Genomic DNA, 18,163 nt, shown 5'->3' on the forward strand with positions numbered 1-18,163 from the left:
CGATTTAGCTGACTTGTACCACGGGATAGTAAGGTTTACCCGAATCCCAAGTCGCTGCATTTTCCAAAAGAATGCAGATAAAAGTGGGCAGCAACCCGGCCAGAACCCGGCAACTGTCTTGGAGCTGTTTGACGTTAAATGAGGTCTGATAAGTCGCACCGCCCTGCATAAGCTGATAATGCAAGGTGGAAAGACGGTTAAAAATCACCAATAAGATTTCAGTTAAATTCCGCTCTTGAACAGCTTTTTGTATTTTCTGTTTTTGCTGATCTAATGCTTCACGACAGCTTTCCAGACTGACTTTATGATGGCGATAATCCCAGAAACCTTGATCGGTATAAGGGCTATCCAGCAGTGTAGAAATTGGCTGGCTGTATTTTTCCCAGACAATATGCTGAAGTTTTTGCTCCACATCTTTTTGACAGAGGGTTTCCAGAAATTGATGCAGGCTTTGTTGATCCTGACGAACCTCTGTTTCTTGTGCATAGATCGAATTAAAACTGATCCACAGGCTAATAAACTTAAACTCTAATTCCTGATCCAACTCTAATGCTTTTTTAAACCAGCTAAGTCCCCGTTGAATCCGTAAATTAAAATAGTCTGAATGTTGAGGTTTTTTGCTTTTATAAATCTCCTCCAACATGAGCATCGTTATTCTCCTTATTTATCTCGTTTTCTTTATCTTAATCTTAATTATCTCAAAATATAGCATTGCAGAATGACTGGGAGTTTATTTTTCAATTCCCACAATTTCTCTTGTTAAATATCTTTATTGGAATGACAGTTATCGTTCCTCATGCAGTTCAGCCTTTGGTCATGCAAATTTTATGCTAGTATTACGCCCTCTTTTTGCAGTACTGCTTTTTTGAGCAGATTTCCAGCAATTCCTGCTCATTCTTGTACTGCTATTACTCTTCCATTTCATTTAAGGCGTGATTTTGAATGACTGATCTCGGCACCATTGAAAACAAACTTCAACCTCGTATCAGTGTTGCGCCGATGATGGACTGGACCACCAAAGATTATCGTTTCTTTGCGCGCCTGTTTAATCCAAATGTCATTTTATATACCGAGATGGTGACTACGGGCGCCATCATTCATGGCGATGCCAAACGCCATCTGGACTTCAATCAAGAAGAACATCCGATTGTGTTACAGCTCGGCGGTTCCAACCCTCAAGATCTGGCAACTTGTACTAAAATGGCTCAGGACTGGGGTTACAATGAAGTTAACCTGAATGTCGGCTGTCCGAGTGATCGGGTACAGAATAATAAAATTGGTGCCTGCCTGATGGCTGAACCTGATCTGGTCGCAGAATGTATTGATGCAATGCGTAATGCCGTGGATATTCCGGTCAGTGTGAAACACCGCATTGGTATTGATGACATGCATTCTTATGAAGAAATGCTGCATTTTGTGGATACGGTCGCCAAAACCGGTTGCGATAACTTTATTGTGCATGCCCGAATTGCTTTACTCCAAGGTCTTTCACCTAAAGAAAACCGTGAAATCCCGCCACTACGCTATGAAGATGTTTACCGTCTGAAGCAGGACCGTCCGAAACTGACCATTGAAATTAATGGCGGAATTAAAACTTATGCAGAAACGCTTGAACATCTCAAGCATGTCGATGGCGTGATGATTGGCCGCGAAGCCTATCACAACCCGTACCTGTTAGCTGAGCTGGGTCAACTATGGAATCTCGAAGCACCGGACCGTTTTGAGATCATGCAACAAATGCTGCCTTATATTGCCCAACGTATGGCTGAAGGTGCACCATTGTCAATTATTACCCGTCATATTTTAGGTTTATTTCAGAACTTACCAGGTGCACGTAAATGGCGTCAGGCTTTAAGTGGTGGCAATGCCAAAACGCTAAAAGATGTAGAAACAGCATTATTGAATATTCAGGAAGCCATGCAGCGCACTGAAGATTATCTGCGTGAACATCAAGTTCAGCCTTAAAATCAAAAAGCACCGAGACCCGGTGCTTTTTTATGACCTAAAATAAAAATTAGTGGGTATAGGCCGTAATATTTCCGACCGGAATCGGTTCTTCATCATAGGAAGCCGCTTGCAGAACAGGCTCTGTAACTGGACGGACATCTGGCCCTAACTCAATATTGGTAGGTTCATGCACAGGTTCCAGATCATCAAGTGATGAGGCCAACTGTTCCAGTTCACGATCCAGTTGCTGACGATATTTTTCAATCTCGATTTCATCGATAAAGGCAAAAGCATCATCTTCAATGGCCCAGCTATAACCACCATTCACCTTTGAAATTTTAACGTTAATGGGATATTCATTACCCTGATAATTCAGATGTGAAACTGCTTCAAACTCATTGCCTTTGCGATGGCGGATTTTTACATTTACTACAGTCAGACGATAATGCTGATAATTCGGATTGGCATTAAATTCTTGCTGCATTTGTCCTTGAATATTTCTGGCCAGTTCATCAATCGATACAAAATAGCTGCATCCAGCCAGACAGGCGATCATCAATATCATTATGATTTTTTTCATCCCGCCCCCTTGTGTTCTCTCACTGCTTTACAGATGTGTAAAACTTTTCATCTTTGGATTATTCTGTGATCCATTTTATACTTTTTTTAAATAAATGAATAAATAAATCCTTAGTCTATAAAGTCGTTTTTATTTTTATGTTGTACTGGCTTTTTAACTTCATGGTAAAAAAACCTATAAAAAAGCCCTGAACCAGTCAGGGCTTTAATCGTCATTTAAAACTTAAAAATCATCTTCTGCAGCAGGATCATGGTGCAAGGCATTATGGATCGCTTCAACCAGTTGCTGGGCAATTTCCTGTTTAGAGGCTTTGTCCAGATCACGCTTATCCAGATGATAGTGTTCGGCAAAGAATACCGTCATGGCATTTTCATCGGATGCAAAGCCAATATCCGCACGCGAAACATCATTGCAGGCAATCATATCCAGTTTTTTCGCCACCAGTTTACCCGCTGCATATTCTTCAATATTTCGGGTTTCTGCAGCAAAGCCTACCATAAATGGACGTTTTTCCTGCTGTGCGATGGTCGCCACAATATCCGGATTCTTTATTAAAGCGACATTCAGCTCATCGCCTGCTTTCTTGATTTTATGCTCGGCTACCTGTGCGACACGATAATCAGCTACTGCAGCGGTCGCAATGAAGATGTCACAACCCTGCTCCAGCATTTGCATGCTTTCATTCAGCATTTGCACTGCCGAAGAAACATTTTTACGTTTGACGCCATTTGGGGTATCTAGGCTCACCGGACCAGCAATCAGGGTGACATTCGCTCCAGCTGCATAACAGGCTGCTGCCAATGCAAAACCCATTTTCCCGGTACTATGGTTGGAAATATAACGTACCGGGTCAATCGCTTCACGGGTCGGACCAGCTGTAATCGTGACTTGCTTGCCCGCAAGCATGCCAAATTTTTCTGCAATCGCGCGCTGAGCTTTATGGAAATATTCTGTGACCTGACGTGCCAGCTCTTCCGGCTCCGGCATACGGCCCAAGCCTACATCACCACAAGCTTGTGAACCGGCATCCGGCATAATCACATGTACGCCATCTTCAATCAAAGTCGCAAGATTACGCTGGGTTGCTTTGGCAGCCCACATCTGCTGGTTCATGGCTGGTGCGACCCAGACCGGTGCATTGGTTGCCAGATACAAAGTGCTCAGCAAATCATCTGCAAGGCCTGCTGCAAATTTTGCCAGCGTGTCGCAGCTGGCTGGCGCAACCAATAACAGATCAGCCCAACGTGCCAGCTCGATATGCCCCATGCCCGCTTCAGCTTCAGGATCCAGCAACTCGGTATGTACCGGATTGCCTGACAAGGCTTGAAAGGTCAAAGGGGTAATGAAAGCCTGTGCGCCTTGAGTCATGACAACCCGCACATTAAACCCGGCATCTTTCAGACGGCGAACCAGAATGGCACTTTTATAGGCAGCAATACCGCCAGTGACTGCTAAAATGATATTTTTATGAGGAATTACACTTAGATCAAAGCTCACGAACAGCTTACCTTTCTGTTGCAGTGGGGCTCACAATAGCATTAAATAATTGCATTCCCAAGAGATCAGCTTCAGGGAAAACTCATAATTCATAATAAATAAGTCTAATAACTATGCAATTTTCAATCAAAAACTGGCCTGAACTGGAACGGCCGCGGGAACGTTTAATTCAATATGGGGCAGAAAGTTTATCTGATGCAGAACTGCTGGCCATTTTTCTCCGATCAGGATCACAACAGCATTCAGCCGTAGAATTAGCCCGGCTACTGATTCAACATTTTGGCCATTTAACTGCTTTACTTGATGCACCTTTAAAAGAAGTTAGCCAGTTTCATGGCATGGGCATTAGCAAATATACCCAACTGATGGCGGTTAAAGAATTAGGACGGCGTTATATTGCCGAGCATCTTAAACAGGATTCTTTAGAATTAAGTAATTCAAAAAGACTACGGGATTATTTACGTTTCGAATTATTGAGTGAAAATCAGGAAGTATTCGCGGTCCTGTGTCTGGACGCCAGTTTAAGGAAAATTGCATTTAAAAAGCTGTTTTATGGTTCTGTGAATGCATGTGATATTTCGATTAATCAGTTGCTCAGATATGCCATTACCCAACAGGCAACTTCAATTGTGATTGCGCATAATCATCCCTTAGGCCAAGCCACTCCTTCTAAGGCTGACCTGTATCTGACCCGCCAGATTCAACAGGCATGTCGACTGGTCGATATCCGTTTAATTGACCATTGCATCATTGCTCTGGAGGGCAGTTTTTCCTTTGCTGAGCAGCAACTCATCAAACCTGAAGTCTAAGGGGGAATAGCACTTGACAAAGCAGCTACAACTCAAGAAGATCATGAAAAAAATTGTGATGATTCCAATAAATGATCGTACGTGACCAGCAGAACGTTTTTAAATTATTATTTTCCTGGCGAGGAACGATTTTACCTAAGGTTTTACCTCCTTTAGGCGTGGTCATGCTGATTTCAGCCATTATTGGTGGTTTTTCACGTGTAGGTTATTTTCATTTTCCAGAACTCCCTCTCGTTGGCTTTACCCTCATTGGCGTAGTGCTGTCTATCTTTCTCGGATTTAAAAACACCGCCTGTTACGACCGCTGGTGGGAAGCACGTAAACTCTGGGGTATTCTGATTGCCAATGCACGTCATTTTGACCGCGACTGCCGAATGTTGTCTCAAGGCCGTCGTGAACGTGTGATTCAGCACGTTATCGTTTTCGCAAATGTCCTGCGGGACCGTTTACGTCATCAGACAGCCAATCCGACTGAGCTGGTGGAAACTAGTGGGATGAGCCAGCAGGCGATTACTCAGCTCTATCAACAGGCCAATGCACCGCAATATACCTTGAGTCTGATTCAGTGGGAGCTAATGCAAGCTCTCAAAGAAGGTGAAATCTCTGACATCATTTATATGCAGATGAATAATCATGTCGCGGAACTCAGTATTGTGCAGACAGGTTGTGACCGGATTGCGACGACTCCTTTACCTTTTGCTTATTCAGTTCTGCTGAATCGTACTGTTTATTTCTTCTGTTTTATTCTGCCATTTAGCCTTGGTGCAACCTTAGGTTTATTCACCCCTTTTCTGGTCGGCATTCTCGCTTATACCTTCCTAGGACTGGATGCTTTAAGTTCAGAAATTGAAGAGCCTTTTGGCACCCAAAGCAATGACTTACCCCTTGATTCTATGGTTCGTACTATTGAAATTGAACTCTTGGGAACTTTAGGTAAACCGACACCACCACCAATTCAGGCTCAAGATAATAATTTGCTTTAATAGGTTACCTCTCTTATCCAAAGAGAGAATTCCTTCACGTTGGGATGGGTAGCAGTGTTGCGACTACTGCTTAACTCATTAAATAAAACTCTCCCAGATCCCGATCTGTCCCGGTTTTAAACTTGGCACCTGACCGAGTTTAACCCACGGCATATTATCGCCATGAAAATCACTGCCAATTGAAACTTTAAGTCCTTGCTCTGCAATCATCCGGTCGACCATCTGACGGGTTGAACTTGGATCAATGGCGGGCGGCAACTCCACCGCATCTCCACCAAACTTGGCGAAGATCTCGATCAGATAACGAATATTAGTCGCGGATAAATCATAACGGGTTGGATGAGCTAGCACGGCAAAGCCACCGCTGTCATGTATGACCTGAATGGTTTCTTCCAAGCCCAGACCATCAAATTTGACATAGGCCTTTTTACCTTCCTTGATGTATTTATCAAAAGCCTGTTGTGGACGGGTCACAATGCCTTTTTCTACCAGCGTTTTGGCAATATGGGTTCGGGTAACCCGATCAGGAATATTGTCAACTTTGGCAATCACGTCAGCATAAATATCCTGGCCTATTAAAGGAACCAGAAGATCACAGATCTGTTTAGAGCGTTCGGCACGAATGATCTTCTGCTGATTGAGGGCTTTTTGTAACGGCTCAGGATTCTGAACATTGAGTGCCACAATATGCACGCCATAATTTTTCTTGGTCGCTGGACGTGACCACTGGCTGGAAATCTCGACTCCAGAAATTATCTTAATCTCATGATTTTTGGCAGCTTCTTCAGCCAGCACCAAACCGTCCATGGTGTCATGATCAGTCAGGGCCAAAGTATGGATGAATTTGTTCGCAGCCGCTTCGACCAATTGCTGAGGACTCAAAGTTCCATCAGAAATATTACTATGTGTATGTAAATCTACGCCGTGCATCTCTATACTATGACATTTATTTGATCAGATTTAGATACTCTAACATGAAAGCACTTTTAGACTTTGTGCCACTCATTATTTTCTTTTATTTATATAAAACTGTAGATCCAAAAGACACTGACCATCAACTTCTACAATTGATCGGTTCTGCGGGGGGTGTCGACAATAACAATATTCTCGTTGCAACTACGGGTCTGATCATTTCCATGCTGGTGGTCTATGGTGCGTTATTTGTCATGCAGAAATTTCGCCTGGACAAACAGCAATGGATTGTTCTGTTTATGACGGTGATCTTCGGTGGTATTACCCTGATGCTCAGCGACGATTTCTATATCCGTCTTAAAGCTGTATTACTGAATCTGGTTTTCGCTGGTGTCTTCCTATTATCGCCATGGTTTAGCAAAGATAAGAAGCCACTCATCCAGCGTCTGTTTGGCCCAGTATTTAATTTGAGCGCCAAAGGCTGGCTTAAATTGAACTATGCCTGGGTGGGTATGTTTACCCTCATGTCATTTCTGCATACATTCTTTGCCTATTTATGGATGGATGGAAAATATTGGGGCGAATTTACTGCATTCGGTGACATGATCGTGATGTTTTCCTTTATCATTATTCAGTTTATTGTATTGCGTAAATACTTTAGAACAGCTGAATAAGTCCAACTACAAACGATAGAGAGTCATCATGCCATTATTCGTCGTTAGCTGTACCGACCGGGAAGGTACAGTTGAAAAACGCCTTGCGATTCGTCCACAACATCTTGCACGTCTAGAACAGTTAGATGCTGAAGGCCGTCTGATTGTTGCAGGTGCCATGCCTAAAGATCCAGCCAATCCTCAAGCCGGTTTCTATGGCAGCACCATCATCGTTGATTTTGACAGTCGTGAAGCACTGGATGCATGGTTACAGGATGAGCCATTCCTGAAAGAAGGCGTATACGCGCATATTGATGTGAAACCATTTAATAAAGCATTTCCTAAAGGATAAGGTTCATGCGCGCTGTTACCGCCAGTTTCATTGGCTTTTGTTTCATGATTCCTTCTGCCTGGGCTGTTGAAGTTTCTGCTCCAGTTGCCCCGGCTACACAGCCAGCAGCTACTCCTGTCCAAGCTGTTACCACACAGGCACCTGCTCAGGGCGCTTCTGCACAGCAGGCTGGAATTATTCCAGCAGTTGCAACAACTGCTCAGACTGTTCAGCCGACTGAGAAAAAGCCGCTCACCGCAGAAGAAATCGCCAGGCAGAAAGCCCAGCAAGATGCCAAAGTCAAAGCTTTAGTCAAAGATCAGGCAACGCGTCTACAGCAACTGGAAAAAGCCAATCTGGAAGCCCTGTCACAAAATCAGGAATTGCAGCTCAAGAACGACAATCTCGGGGTTCAGGTACAGGTCCTGCAAAGTGAACGTAGTGCCCAGATGTTTCTCTACGGCGCGGCAACTTTGGCAGTCGGTGTATTACTTGGCTTTCTGATTGCGAGCTATGTTTATACCAAACGTCGCCGTCAGTGGTAATCTATAAGCCGTCCAAATATCTTTAAGGTTGTACCCGTTTTGTCGCATGCAATTCAAACTGCCGATCTGGATTGGCAATTAGTGGATGGCATTGATGTGCCTGTGTCCAAGCAATTTGGTGATGTGTATTTTTCCAAAGACAATGGATTGCTGGAAACCCGGCATGTCTTTTTAAATGGTAATGACCTTAGTACCCGCCTGGCCGATTTAAAACCTTTTGCATATTTCTGTGTCGGTGAAACGGGTTTTGGTACAGGTTTAAATATTCTGGCGTTATGGCAGCTCTGGCAACAGGTTCGTCCGGATAATCAAAGTCATCTGCATGCGATTTCAGTAGAAAAATTTCCGCTTTCTAAAGCAGATTTAGTCCGTGCCTTAAATGCCTGGCCAGAATTGAAACCGCTAGCAGATCAACTCATCTCCCAATATCCAATGCCGATTGCCGGTTGTCATCGTCTCAGCTTTCCTGAAGAGCGTTTCAGTCTGGACCTGTGGCTGGGAGATGCACATGATGTCTTTCCTGTCATTGAAAAAACTGCACCCGTTAATGCTTGGTTTCTGGATGGCTTCGCACCTTCATGTAATCCGGATATGTGGGAAGAAAATGTTTTAAATAATATCGTGCGTTTATCCGAGATCGGAACAACTTTTGCTTCTTTCAGTGTTGCGGGTGTCTTAAAGCGTGGTTTAAAACGACATGGAATCTCCATTTCCCGTCCACGTGGATTTGGCCATAAACGTGAGATGCTGAAAGCGATCTGGAATCCTGTTGAAGAAAATAAAGACAGTGAAACGGTTTTAGAGCTGGAAATTGCTCAGAAAAAAACTGAACCAGATCTAGAGAGTCCTACCAGACCTCGTCAAATCGCTGTGATTGGCGCTGGAATCGCAGGTTTAAGCGCAGCATTGACATTCGCTCAGCGTGGTCATCAAGTCACGATTTACGACCAGTCAGCGCCTCTTTCAGGCGGTTCCGGCAATCCCCTTGCCCTGCTTAATCCTAAACTGTGTCCAGTTGAGCAAAGTGCTGAACATCTGATGACGGTGGCCTGGCAGCATGCCTTAAATCATTATCAGAAATTTAAAGCTTTTCGCTCAATTCAGGTCAATCAGCTTGCCTTAAAAAATCCTGAACAGCTTTTAGGATTGGTAGATGAATATCCCGCAGACATTCTTGCTGCTCAAAGTGCAACAGACCAAGAGATTCAAACTGAATTTCCAGCTTTAAAGTTGTTAGCAGCGGGCACAGTTTCACCTCATCAACTGCGTGATGAAATTTTGCAGCATCCTCTTATTCAGTATAAACAAGCCAAAATTAGTCATATTGAGGCTGCTGAACAGCCTGCGTTATTTGCAGAGCAGCAATCCTTAGGCAAGTTTGATCACATCATTGTATGTACCGCACGTGATACCCAGCAATTCTTTGAACATTATCCAGTCCTGAAACCGATTCGTGGACAGGTCAGCTGGGTCAATAATCAAGATCAGCCATTGAATCAGGATACAGCCTATAGTTATGGCGGTTACTGTATGCAGCTCAATCCCGAACAACTAATTTTGGGCGCTTCATTCTATCCAGGCCGGGATGATGCAGAAGTCTTAGTAGAAGATCATGTGCATAATTATGAACTTATCCACAGTGTCTTTCCTGAATATGCACAGTTATTACCCTCTACCGAAACCTGGCAAGGTCGAGCAGCAGTACGCGCCCAGAGTCAGGATTATTTTCCCTTGCTCGGTAAGATGAATGTAGATCAAGAAGTTTACAGTTTTGCGGGTCTTGGCTCTAAAGGTTTTCTATTTGCACCACTGTGTAGTGAAATTCTGGCAGCCCAGATTTTGGGAGAAGCCTGCCCCGCACCTTCAAACTTGGTAAAAAAACTCGACGTAACACGTTTTCAAAAGAAGGTAAAAGCCAAGAAGCCTTATTTTAAGCCTCAAAATTAAAGAGCTCCTCCCTTTAATAAAGAGTGAGGAACACTGTTCCGCAAGGGAGGAAGTTTTAGAAAGAGTTTAATTCCCCTAAATCCTCCTTTAAAGAAGGGGGACTTTGAAGAAATCCAGACAACAAAAAAGCGCCCTTAGGCGCTTTTTTTCACAAGGTCAATTATGCACCTTGTTCCAGTGGCATACCTGCATCACGAGCAGCACGAGTACCACCCATCAGAATGACATATTCACGTGTGCTGTCAAAACCCTCTAACTTTTCAGCTGCACGTGGAGCTTTACTCCCACCACCACATAAAATGTAAATCGGTTGATCCGCTGACACCTGAGTCAGGCTATTTGCTGAAAGATCGTTAATGGGCTGATTGACCGCCCCTTTCACGTGTGCTTCAGCATAAGCACTTGCATCTCGTACATCCCAGATTACAGCATTTTCTGGGAACTCAAATGTTGTAATTTCTTGTTTACGGATCATTGCGCACTCCTTTGATGTAAACAACACTTGGCAAATGAAGAAAACATCCCTAGCATCTCAGATATTCTTTCCCTTTGTAAAGGTCTAAACTATGCCTTCTTTCGATATTGTTTCTGAATTAGAAATTTTTGAAGTAAATCATGCAGTTCAAAATACCCAAAAAGAGATTGCAACCCGCTTCGATTTCCGTGGACAGGATGTTTCTATTGAACTAAATGAAAAAAACAAGGAAATCAAAATTAGCACAGAAAGTGATTTCCAATGTGAGCAAGTGTATACCATGCTGGAAAACCATTTCTTCAAGCGTAAAGTGGATATTCAGGCGCTAGATCCACAAAAAATGACCGCTTCAGGCAAAAATGTAGTTCAAGTGATCAAGCTTAAAGATGGCCTTGACTCTGATACTGCGAAAAAAATTAATAAGGCCATTAAAGAAAGTGGCATTAAAGTGCAATCTTCTATTCAGGGCGACAAGATTCGTGTGACTGACAAAAAACGCGATACCTTGCAGCAAGTGATGGCATACCTGAAAGAACAGCAATTCGGTCTGCCTTTACAGTTTAATAACTTTAAAGACTAAGTCAGCAACGTCTGTAGAAGGAATTATGGCAAAGAACAACCGATTAGCCAGATTAGTCAAAGCCACTGCACGATTACCGCAAGGTATTCGTACTGCTTTGTTAAGTAAAACTTTTGGCCGGGTGGTCCCGATGGTCGGCTCTGCCAAGATTCGTTATGAGGGAATGAGTGCGTCCAAAGTGGTAGTCAGTATGGCCAATCATAAAGCCATGCAGAACCATATTGGACAAATTCATGCATGTGCAATGGCCCTGCTGGCAGAAACAGCAACCGGGTTTGTAACCGCAATGAATGTCCCGGATAGCGCAGTGGTTTTGATTAAGAGTCTAAAAATAGACTTTAAACGGCCGACCAAAGGTGCCCTGACGGCAGTTGCTACCTTGACTGCTGAACAGCAACAGCTTATGCAAAGTTCAGACAAAGGTGAAACACTGGTTCAAGTTGTGGTAAGTGATGAATCGGGTGAAGCACCCATTCAATGCGAGATGCTCTGGGCCTGGATTTCCAAAAAGCAATTGAAGCAGACCTGATAGCAATACAGACAAAAAAATCCCAGATCATTAATCTGGGATTTTTTATGAGACGAATTATGACTTCTGCTGAGATTCTAGAAACTTCTGTTTTGCTTCCTCTGGAATCGGACGTTTATTGCCCTTCACATCCACTGCCACAAAGGTAAATACCCCTTCAGTCACGCGTACAGGCGGACGTGAGTCGTCATGGCTATCCCATACTTCAATTTCCATCTGGATGGAGGTATTGCCGACCTTTAGAATTTTGGTATAGCAGCTAATGACATCGCCGACTTTCACAGGAACCAGGAAGGTCATCTGGTTAATCGAAATCGTTGCACAGCGTCCTTTACTAAAGCGCTCTGCATGAATTGCTCCCGCCAAGTCCATTTGTGAAACAATCCAGCCACCAAATACATCTCCACTCCAGTTGGTATCCGCAGGCATTGCAATCGTCTGCAGGGAAAGTACTCCCTCTGGTTTAATATGAGAATCTGTCACTTGAACTCCAGGCTTTTTAAATTAGGATTGAGCATTATTTAACTGCTGATCAAGCCACTTTTGTAGTTCGCTTGAACGTAATGCACCGCTTATTCTAGCAATTTCATTGGTTTTATTCATCAAAACCAGCGTCGGAATACTACGTACATTAAATGCTGAGCTTAATCGCGGATTGGCTTCGGTATCAATTTTAGCAAATACCACTTGTGGATTTTCTTTTGCTACAGCAGCAAAATGCGGTGCCATCATTTTACATGGACCACACCAGTCTGCCCATAGATCAATCAGGATGGGAAGATCACTATGGGTGACAAACTGACTAAAGTTCTGTTCATTTAGCTCAATCGGCGCCAGTGGAACTAAAGCTTGATGACACTGACCACATGCTGGATCGGCCGTTAATTTTTCTTCAGGCACACGATTTTTAGCCTGGCAATTCGGGCATACAATGATCATCTAGCGCACTCCAATATGTTGATGTAAGAATTCTAATTGGGTCGAGACTGCTTTTTCAAACCATTCACCATGATAAATATCAAAATGCCGCATATTCCACTCATGATATTGTACAAATGGTGCAATATTGGTTGCGGTTTCCCGACTGGCTTCAATGGGAATCAGGCTGTCTTGTTGTGCTGCGATAAACAGAACAGGAATAGTGATTTTGCGGACTTCCTGAATAGGACGATATCGCATCAATTTAAAGAATACCCGGGCTGGGATATGACCACTCCAGTAATAATCTGGATTCACAATGGATAGATATCCTTCATAACTGTCTTGTGTCGGCATAAAACAGAGTTCATGACGATCAACCACCGGCAAGGTCTTGGGCGCCATTCCTACCTTTGCCCCCATATAATCCTGACTGGAAATCTTCAGGGCTTTAGGCAATTGCTGCAAAGGATAAAGTTTGGCACTTTCTGCACCATCAACAAAGGGTACCTGTACCATTACCGCCTGAATATTTTTTAGTTCTGCGGCCAATGTCAGTACATGCCCGCCACTCAATGCTGTTCCCCATAACACAATCCGTTTGGCATCAATGGATTTACGTACCTGCAAATGCTGAATCATTGTACGCCAGTCTTCAAGTTGAGCACTGATCGATACCAGTTCACGCGGACGCCCGGTACTGCCTCCCCAATAGCGATAATCAAACAGAACCACCGCATAACCTGCACTGGCAAAACGCTGGGCATATTGCACCAGTTTAAAATGACGTAAAGCAGCCAGGCCATGAGCCATCAGGATCACAGCTGGTTTGTCAATCTGTTGAGGACGATAGAAATCCGCAGCAATCACTTCCTGACCGCTTTTGACATACAGTGGTTCGACTGTATAGGCGTACATACGCGCTCCATTGCGTTATTTTATAGTTGTAATCGTTTATAAATTTTTCAGAACTAGGCCATCATGTTTTCAGCTTAATGCTATCATAAAGCATATCAAGATAAATGACATAATGGAGTGACATCATGAGCGAAAATGTAGGCTTTGCTGGCCAAATTGGTCCTGAACATATCTCTCAAGTAGTTGAAAAAGGTTTTAAATCAATTATCAATAATCGTCCGGATATGGAAGGTGGCCCTGAACAGCCAACCAGCGTACAAATTGAGGAAGCTGCTCGTAGTGCAGGTCTGGATTATGTCTTCCAGCCAGTAGTTGCTGGCCAGATTACCGAGCTTGATGTGCGCACCTTTGCTAACCATTATAACGAATTACCAAAGCCGATCTTGATGTTCTGCCGTACAGGAAATCGCTCCAACAATTTATATCAGCTGGCGAAACAGATGGATCTGCTGGATGATTAAGATATTTGGGGGAGATGTACTTTTAGTCAACATCTCCTTTTAGTTTCAGAGCTCGACCTATGAATAAATTCTTACTGGTTATATGTTGCAGTCTTGCATTGATGGGTTGTAGTTCAATGCATTTTAAGCCTACTGTGGGTGTCAGTATGGGAACTTCTGTTTAACTTTTAAAAAGAAGTTCTCAAAAAAAACAGCGCCGAAGCGCTGTTTTTTTTATTAATTAAGAATATATTCTTTTTTACGTACTTTTCCATTTGGTGCAGTAATACTTAAAATCAGACTATCACGTTCATCACAGTCTTTAAGCTTATATTCATAATAAACTTGAGAACTTGTTTTAAAGCTATTAGGAGTTAAAAGATTAAATACATTTGGCACTGTAGCATTTCCGCTCCATAACTCTGCAGTACATGATTTTTCATTGTCTTTAGTATTATCTTCAGCAGTCACTGATACTACTGTTCCTGTTGGCATTGGTACTGATTGAGCATTATTACCAAAAACATTAAAACTGAATTTAGCTCTATCTGTAATTTTCTCATCTACTACAGTAGGGGTGTCGTAGCTGAAAGCAAATATCAACTGTTGACGTATTACTGCTTGCAAATTCTGATTACAAGTACCTTGTATATTAGGCTGTGTGATACTACTTGGTGTACAAGTATTACCGATGGCACCTCTCTTATATAAAAACTCACCAAGCGCATTTTCAAAGATATTATTTTCATTATCATCACGGAAAAAATCACCAATATTACTAGTTAATTCATCAATACCCGCTGTATATAAATTATCTGAGTTCTTGTCGATATAAGATTTATCCCCTTCAACATACGCTAATACTGTTACACGATTGTCAGCAGGACGTGGATCTTGTGTTTGTAATTCCACACTACATTCGCCATTTACAGTTGAACAGTTAGGTGTAATACTACCACCCTCTGTATTAAAACTTACGACTGTACCATCTGGTACTTTATTTCCTACACGATCACGTAGTCGAGCTGTGATAGTAGCTTTATCCCCATCTACATTCCACTGTAAAGCATTTTTACTTACAGAAAGACTAAAACCATTTTGTGTTACACGGCCTGTTGCTACTGAAACATCTTTAGATAATGCAGTTACCTGTGAGTCACTTACTAAAGTCGCCTTAATTTCTACAGGGCCAGGAATACTTCCTGGGAATACATCAACAATAACTCGCCCTTGATCATCAGACTTAATTATTTTACTTGTTTTATTATTTAAAGAAACAAATGAAAAATCATTTGGTGCGTAAACTAGCTCAACGTTCACATCCTGATTACGTGCAGGAATGTTGTTTGAATATACTGTAAATTCAACTTTTCCAGATGAACTTGATCCACTACTTAGAATGCCTAATTTTAACTCTCCAGAAGTATAAACTATGGAGTTTGCCTTAATCGCATTAATATTCACATTTTGAGTTGTAGTGACAGCCCCATTGTTTGCTAAAAGTGTTAATTTTTGAGTACCAGTACATAATTGACCACCGCTTGAAATAGCAGTATAGATAGTTTCAACAATCCCTTGATTAGAAAAAATTTCATTCGTGCTAAATGTTCCACATTCAGCTTCAAAGTTAACCTTAATATTGTTTAAAAGTACACCAGTATTTTTATCAACAGTATTTGCAGTTAATCTAACTGAGCCACCCGCTTCAATTGATGTACTTTCTAATTTAACGTTATCAAACTTAGTTTGTAATTGACCAATAGTGAAGTTTGTTGCCGCGGATTGAGCAGTATTTTCATTCATCTCAGCTGCAGCTGAAATTTTATACGCACCTGTTATTTGATCATCAACTGGTTTAATTGCAATGACAGCGACACCATTCATATCTGTCAATACAGAAGCATTGCTAGTACTAAATGCAATTCCTTCACCTGAAAAAGTAACTAATACACCACTTAAAGGTGATTTATTTTCATCTGTCACTTTAACTTGCGCAATAGCACCAGCACTTGTAATTACTGTAGTTATTTTGCCATTCTCATCAATGATTTCTACATTACTAATATTAAGTTTAGAAACTTCAGGATTTTCAATACCATTATCTGAACCTCCCCCAGTATTACCGGAATTTGATCCACTATTATAATATCCGTCACTACCACCACCGCCGCAGCCGGCCAACATTAGTGCAAAAGTAAGAGCAGATAACTTCATACTTAATTGTTTACTAATCATTTAAATCCCCAAGTCCCTCTATCTTCAGAGTTTGTTATCAATCTTTATTTAATTATGCGTTATGTAACCACAGTTGAGCTTTTATGTAAATAAAGGTAAGCCAAATGTTTTGTATGCTAGCTTATAACAATCAAATAAATTTGATAAGAGCAATAAATGTACGACTTAATCATTATCGGCGCAGGCACAGCAGGAATTAGTGCTTATAAAGAAGCTATTAAATATACCCAAAATATTTTAATTATTAATGCCGGTTCATGGGATACAACATGTGCTCGTGTAGGCTGTATGCCGAGCAAGCTTCTGATTTCTTCTGCTAACCGTATGCATGAGATAAAAACTGCAGAAAATCTCGGATTACAGCATGATGCCGTAATAAATACCTCCACCGTTATGGATCGCCTACATAAGCTTCGTGATCATTATATTCGGGCCACTTTAAAAGAAGTAGAACAATGGGATTCAACTCATAAGGTATCAGGGCACGCAAAATTTACCAATGCTCAAACAGTCCAAGTAGAAGGAAAATCTTATCAAGCTAAAAGTTTTATTATTGCAGTAGGCTCTCGACCAAATTTTGATGCTACCTTAAAAGATGAACTAGGCGATAAACTCCTGACATCTGATGAAATCTTTGAACTTACACAGCTACCTAAATCCTTAGCAGTGATTGGTAGTGGCGTTATTGCAATTGAATTGGCTCAAGCCATGCAACGTTTAGGGGTACGTACTACTATGTTTGCTCGTAGTCAGAAAATAGGTGCACTCACCAGTCCAACTCTACAAGCTTTGGTTAGAGAGCAATTAAATAACGAGCTGGATATCAAATTTAAAACTTTACCTAATCAAGTCAAACTCCTTACTGATCAGGTAAAAATTGACTATATAGAGAATGATCAAAAACAAAGTCTTGAAGTAGATTATGTACTCTCAGCTACTGGACGTAGTTCTAATTTAGATCGATTAGGTTTGGAAAAAATTAATCCTGAATTCCAAGATGTTAAAAAGCTACCTATTAATAAAAAAACCAAGCAATTAGAAAACTTGCCTATTTTTATTGTTGGCGATGCAGCCCCTGATGTCCCAATTCAACATGAAGCTGCCCATAATGGTAAAGAAGTGGTCCAGAACTGCTTAAATTTTCCAGATGTTCAGCCTATTTCTGCCCTAACTCCTTTGGCAATCGTATTTAGCCAACCAGAAATGGCGATTATTGGACAAAGTTTCAGACAGCTAGAAGAGAAAAATACGGAATATATTAGAGGCTTTGTATCTTATGAAAGACAGGGACGCGCGTTAATTCTTTCAGAAAATAAAGGTGGGGCTGAAGTATATATAGATAAAATGTCAGGAAAATTATTAGGTGCTGAATTATTCTGCCCTCAAGCCGAACATCTAGCACACATACTAGCCTGGATGATTGATGCAGAGCAGGATATTCATCAGATTCTGGCAAAGCCTTACTATCATCCGACTTTAGAAGAAGGGCTAAGAACAGCATTTAAACATGCTCGTCGTCAGCTTGATCAACAGGAAGTAATTGACAATTCTTAAATATCTTAAAGAAGGATAGATAAAATTTAATTACTTCAAACAATATGGTGCAGCTAATAGCTCTGAAGTTTTGGCTGCACCTTGTTACTCTTTAACTCTTTTTTTAGATCATAAAGTATCAATAGAAAAATCTATAACCATGAAATCCCACGCATAAAAAAGCCCCCTGCGTGAGCAGAGGGCTTTAGGAATAATGAGCTGGCGATGACTTACTCTCACATGGGAGACCCCACACTACCATCAGCGCTAAGAGGTTTCACTTCTGAGTTCGGGAAGGGATCAGGTGGTTCACTCTTGCTATGGTCGCCAG

20 protein-coding genes and 1 rRNA gene are annotated in these 18,163 nt (G+C 41.9%); 11 read left to right on the top strand and 10 right to left on the bottom strand.

The window, feature by feature from the left end; translation table 11 throughout:
- Positions 1-4: 4 nt before the first annotated feature.
- Positions 5-649: a HEPN domain-containing protein gene (locus tag FTU19_RS08265; protein ID WP_180130713.1), complete on the bottom strand. Its 645-nt coding sequence runs from the start codon at positions 647-649 to the stop codon at positions 5-7.
- Positions 650-942: 293 nt separating this feature from the next.
- On the opposite strand from FTU19_RS08265, the gene dusA reads away from it, so the two are divergent.
- Positions 943-1,965 carry a tRNA dihydrouridine(20/20a) synthase DusA gene (dusA, locus tag FTU19_RS08270; protein WP_180130716.1) on the top strand — a complete coding sequence of 341 codons (1,023 nt, stop codon included), beginning with the start codon at positions 943-945 and terminating at the stop codon, positions 1,963-1,965.
- A 49-nt stretch (positions 1,966-2,014) separates the two neighbouring features.
- Here dusA and FTU19_RS08275 read toward each other — a convergent pair whose 3' ends face one another.
- Positions 2,015-2,527, bottom strand: coding sequence for a hypothetical protein (locus tag FTU19_RS08275; RefSeq protein WP_166135648.1), 513 nt, complete (start codon positions 2,525-2,527; stop codon positions 2,015-2,017).
- 222 nt (positions 2,528-2,749) lie between these two features.
- Positions 2,750-4,024: a bifunctional phosphopantothenoylcysteine decarboxylase/phosphopantothenate--cysteine ligase CoaBC gene (gene coaBC, locus FTU19_RS08280; protein WP_166135645.1), complete on the bottom strand. Its 1,275-nt coding sequence runs from the start codon at positions 4,022-4,024 to the stop codon at positions 2,750-2,752.
- Between the two features lie 113 nt (positions 4,025-4,137).
- Between coaBC and radC the strand changes: the two genes are divergently transcribed.
- Both radC and FTU19_RS08290 read left to right on the top strand, forming a co-directional pair.
- Positions 4,138-4,833 (top strand): DNA repair protein RadC, encoded by a 696-nt coding sequence (gene radC / locus FTU19_RS08285; protein WP_166135642.1) that lies wholly within the window; start codon positions 4,138-4,140, stop codon positions 4,831-4,833.
- A gap of 71 nt (positions 4,834-4,904) precedes the next feature.
- A complete protein-coding gene (locus FTU19_RS08290) occupies positions 4,905-5,816 on the top strand; it encodes a bestrophin family protein (RefSeq protein WP_004783652.1) in 912 nt (303 codons plus the stop codon).
- A gap of 78 nt (positions 5,817-5,894) precedes the next feature.
- Here the strand turns inward: FTU19_RS08290 and FTU19_RS08295 are convergent, their stop codons facing one another.
- The gene (locus FTU19_RS08295; RefSeq protein ID WP_166135639.1) at positions 5,895-6,746 is read right to left on the bottom strand and encodes a PHP domain-containing protein; all 852 of its coding nucleotides are present in this window, start codon (positions 6,744-6,746) and stop codon (positions 5,895-5,897) included.
- A 44-nt stretch (positions 6,747-6,790) separates the two neighbouring features.
- Between FTU19_RS08295 and FTU19_RS08300 the strand changes: the two genes are divergently transcribed.
- From FTU19_RS08300 to mnmC, 4 genes are read left to right on the top strand one after another with little or no spacing between them, the layout of a single operon-like run.
- A complete protein-coding gene (locus tag FTU19_RS08300) occupies positions 6,791-7,402 on the top strand; it encodes a septation protein IspZ (protein ID WP_005233839.1) in 612 nt (203 codons plus the stop codon).
- Between the two features lie 28 nt (positions 7,403-7,430).
- The gene (locus FTU19_RS08305) at positions 7,431-7,733 is read left to right on the top strand and encodes a YciI family protein (protein ID WP_004783657.1); all 303 of its coding nucleotides are present in this window, start codon (positions 7,431-7,433) and stop codon (positions 7,731-7,733) included.
- A gap of 5 nt (positions 7,734-7,738) precedes the next feature.
- Positions 7,739-8,257 (top strand): hypothetical protein, encoded by a 519-nt coding sequence (locus FTU19_RS08310; protein WP_180130719.1) that lies wholly within the window; start codon positions 7,739-7,741, stop codon positions 8,255-8,257.
- Positions 8,258-8,296: 39 nt separating this feature from the next.
- Complete coding sequence (gene mnmC, locus FTU19_RS08315) at positions 8,297-10,204, top strand: FAD-dependent 5-carboxymethylaminomethyl-2-thiouridine(34) oxidoreductase MnmC (RefSeq protein ID WP_180130722.1); 1,908 nt, start codon at positions 8,297-8,299, stop codon at positions 10,202-10,204.
- A 160-nt stretch (positions 10,205-10,364) separates the two neighbouring features.
- On the opposite strand, the gene FTU19_RS08320 is transcribed toward mnmC, so the two are convergent.
- Complete coding sequence (locus FTU19_RS08320; protein WP_180130725.1) at positions 10,365-10,679, bottom strand: rhodanese-like domain-containing protein; 315 nt, start codon at positions 10,677-10,679, stop codon at positions 10,365-10,367.
- A 91-nt stretch (positions 10,680-10,770) separates the two neighbouring features.
- On the opposite strand from FTU19_RS08320, the gene FTU19_RS08325 reads away from it, so the two are divergent.
- A complete protein-coding gene (locus FTU19_RS08325; protein ID WP_180130728.1) occupies positions 10,771-11,259 on the top strand; it encodes a YajQ family cyclic di-GMP-binding protein in 489 nt (162 codons plus the stop codon).
- A 25-nt stretch (positions 11,260-11,284) separates the two neighbouring features.
- Complete coding sequence (locus FTU19_RS08330) at positions 11,285-11,788, top strand: DUF4442 domain-containing protein (RefSeq protein WP_180130730.1); 504 nt, start codon at positions 11,285-11,287, stop codon at positions 11,786-11,788.
- Between the two features lie 57 nt (positions 11,789-11,845).
- Here the strand turns inward: FTU19_RS08330 and FTU19_RS08335 are convergent, their stop codons facing one another.
- The 3 genes from FTU19_RS08335 to FTU19_RS08345 all read right to left on the bottom strand — a co-directional run bounded on the left by FTU19_RS08335 (position 11,846) and on the right by FTU19_RS08345 (position 13,624).
- On the bottom strand, positions 11,846-12,217 hold the full coding sequence (locus FTU19_RS08335; RefSeq protein WP_218955192.1) for an acyl-CoA thioesterase: 372 nt from the start codon (positions 12,215-12,217) through the stop codon (positions 11,846-11,848).
- A 75-nt stretch (positions 12,218-12,292) separates the two neighbouring features.
- Positions 12,293-12,727: a thioredoxin TrxC gene (trxC, locus tag FTU19_RS08340; RefSeq protein WP_004783672.1), complete on the bottom strand. Its 435-nt coding sequence runs from the start codon at positions 12,725-12,727 to the stop codon at positions 12,293-12,295.
- Positions 12,728-13,624, bottom strand: coding sequence for an alpha/beta hydrolase (locus FTU19_RS08345; RefSeq protein WP_180053916.1), 897 nt, complete (start codon positions 13,622-13,624; stop codon positions 12,728-12,730).
- Positions 13,625-13,749: 125 nt separating this feature from the next.
- Between FTU19_RS08345 and FTU19_RS08350 the strand changes: the two genes are divergently transcribed.
- A complete protein-coding gene (locus FTU19_RS08350; protein ID WP_004783676.1) occupies positions 13,750-14,085 on the top strand; it encodes a TIGR01244 family sulfur transferase in 336 nt (111 codons plus the stop codon).
- 216 nt (positions 14,086-14,301) lie between these two features.
- Here FTU19_RS08350 and FTU19_RS08355 read toward each other — a convergent pair whose 3' ends face one another.
- A complete protein-coding gene (locus FTU19_RS08355) occupies positions 14,302-16,299 on the bottom strand; it encodes a hypothetical protein (RefSeq protein WP_179993330.1) in 1,998 nt (665 codons plus the stop codon).
- A 156-nt stretch (positions 16,300-16,455) separates the two neighbouring features.
- Between FTU19_RS08355 and FTU19_RS08360 the strand changes: the two genes are divergently transcribed.
- Positions 16,456-17,853 carry a dihydrolipoyl dehydrogenase gene (locus FTU19_RS08360; protein ID WP_180130733.1) on the top strand — a complete coding sequence of 466 codons (1,398 nt, stop codon included), beginning with the start codon at positions 16,456-16,458 and terminating at the stop codon, positions 17,851-17,853.
- 196 nt (positions 17,854-18,049) lie between these two features.
- Here FTU19_RS08360 and rrf read toward each other — a convergent pair.
- Positions 18,050-18,163, bottom strand: a 5S ribosomal RNA gene (gene rrf, locus FTU19_RS08365); the annotation flags it as partial.

This window comes from Acinetobacter sp. YH12072, from assembly GCF_013419565.1.
Lineage (GTDB): Bacteria > Pseudomonadota > Gammaproteobacteria > Pseudomonadales > Moraxellaceae > Acinetobacter.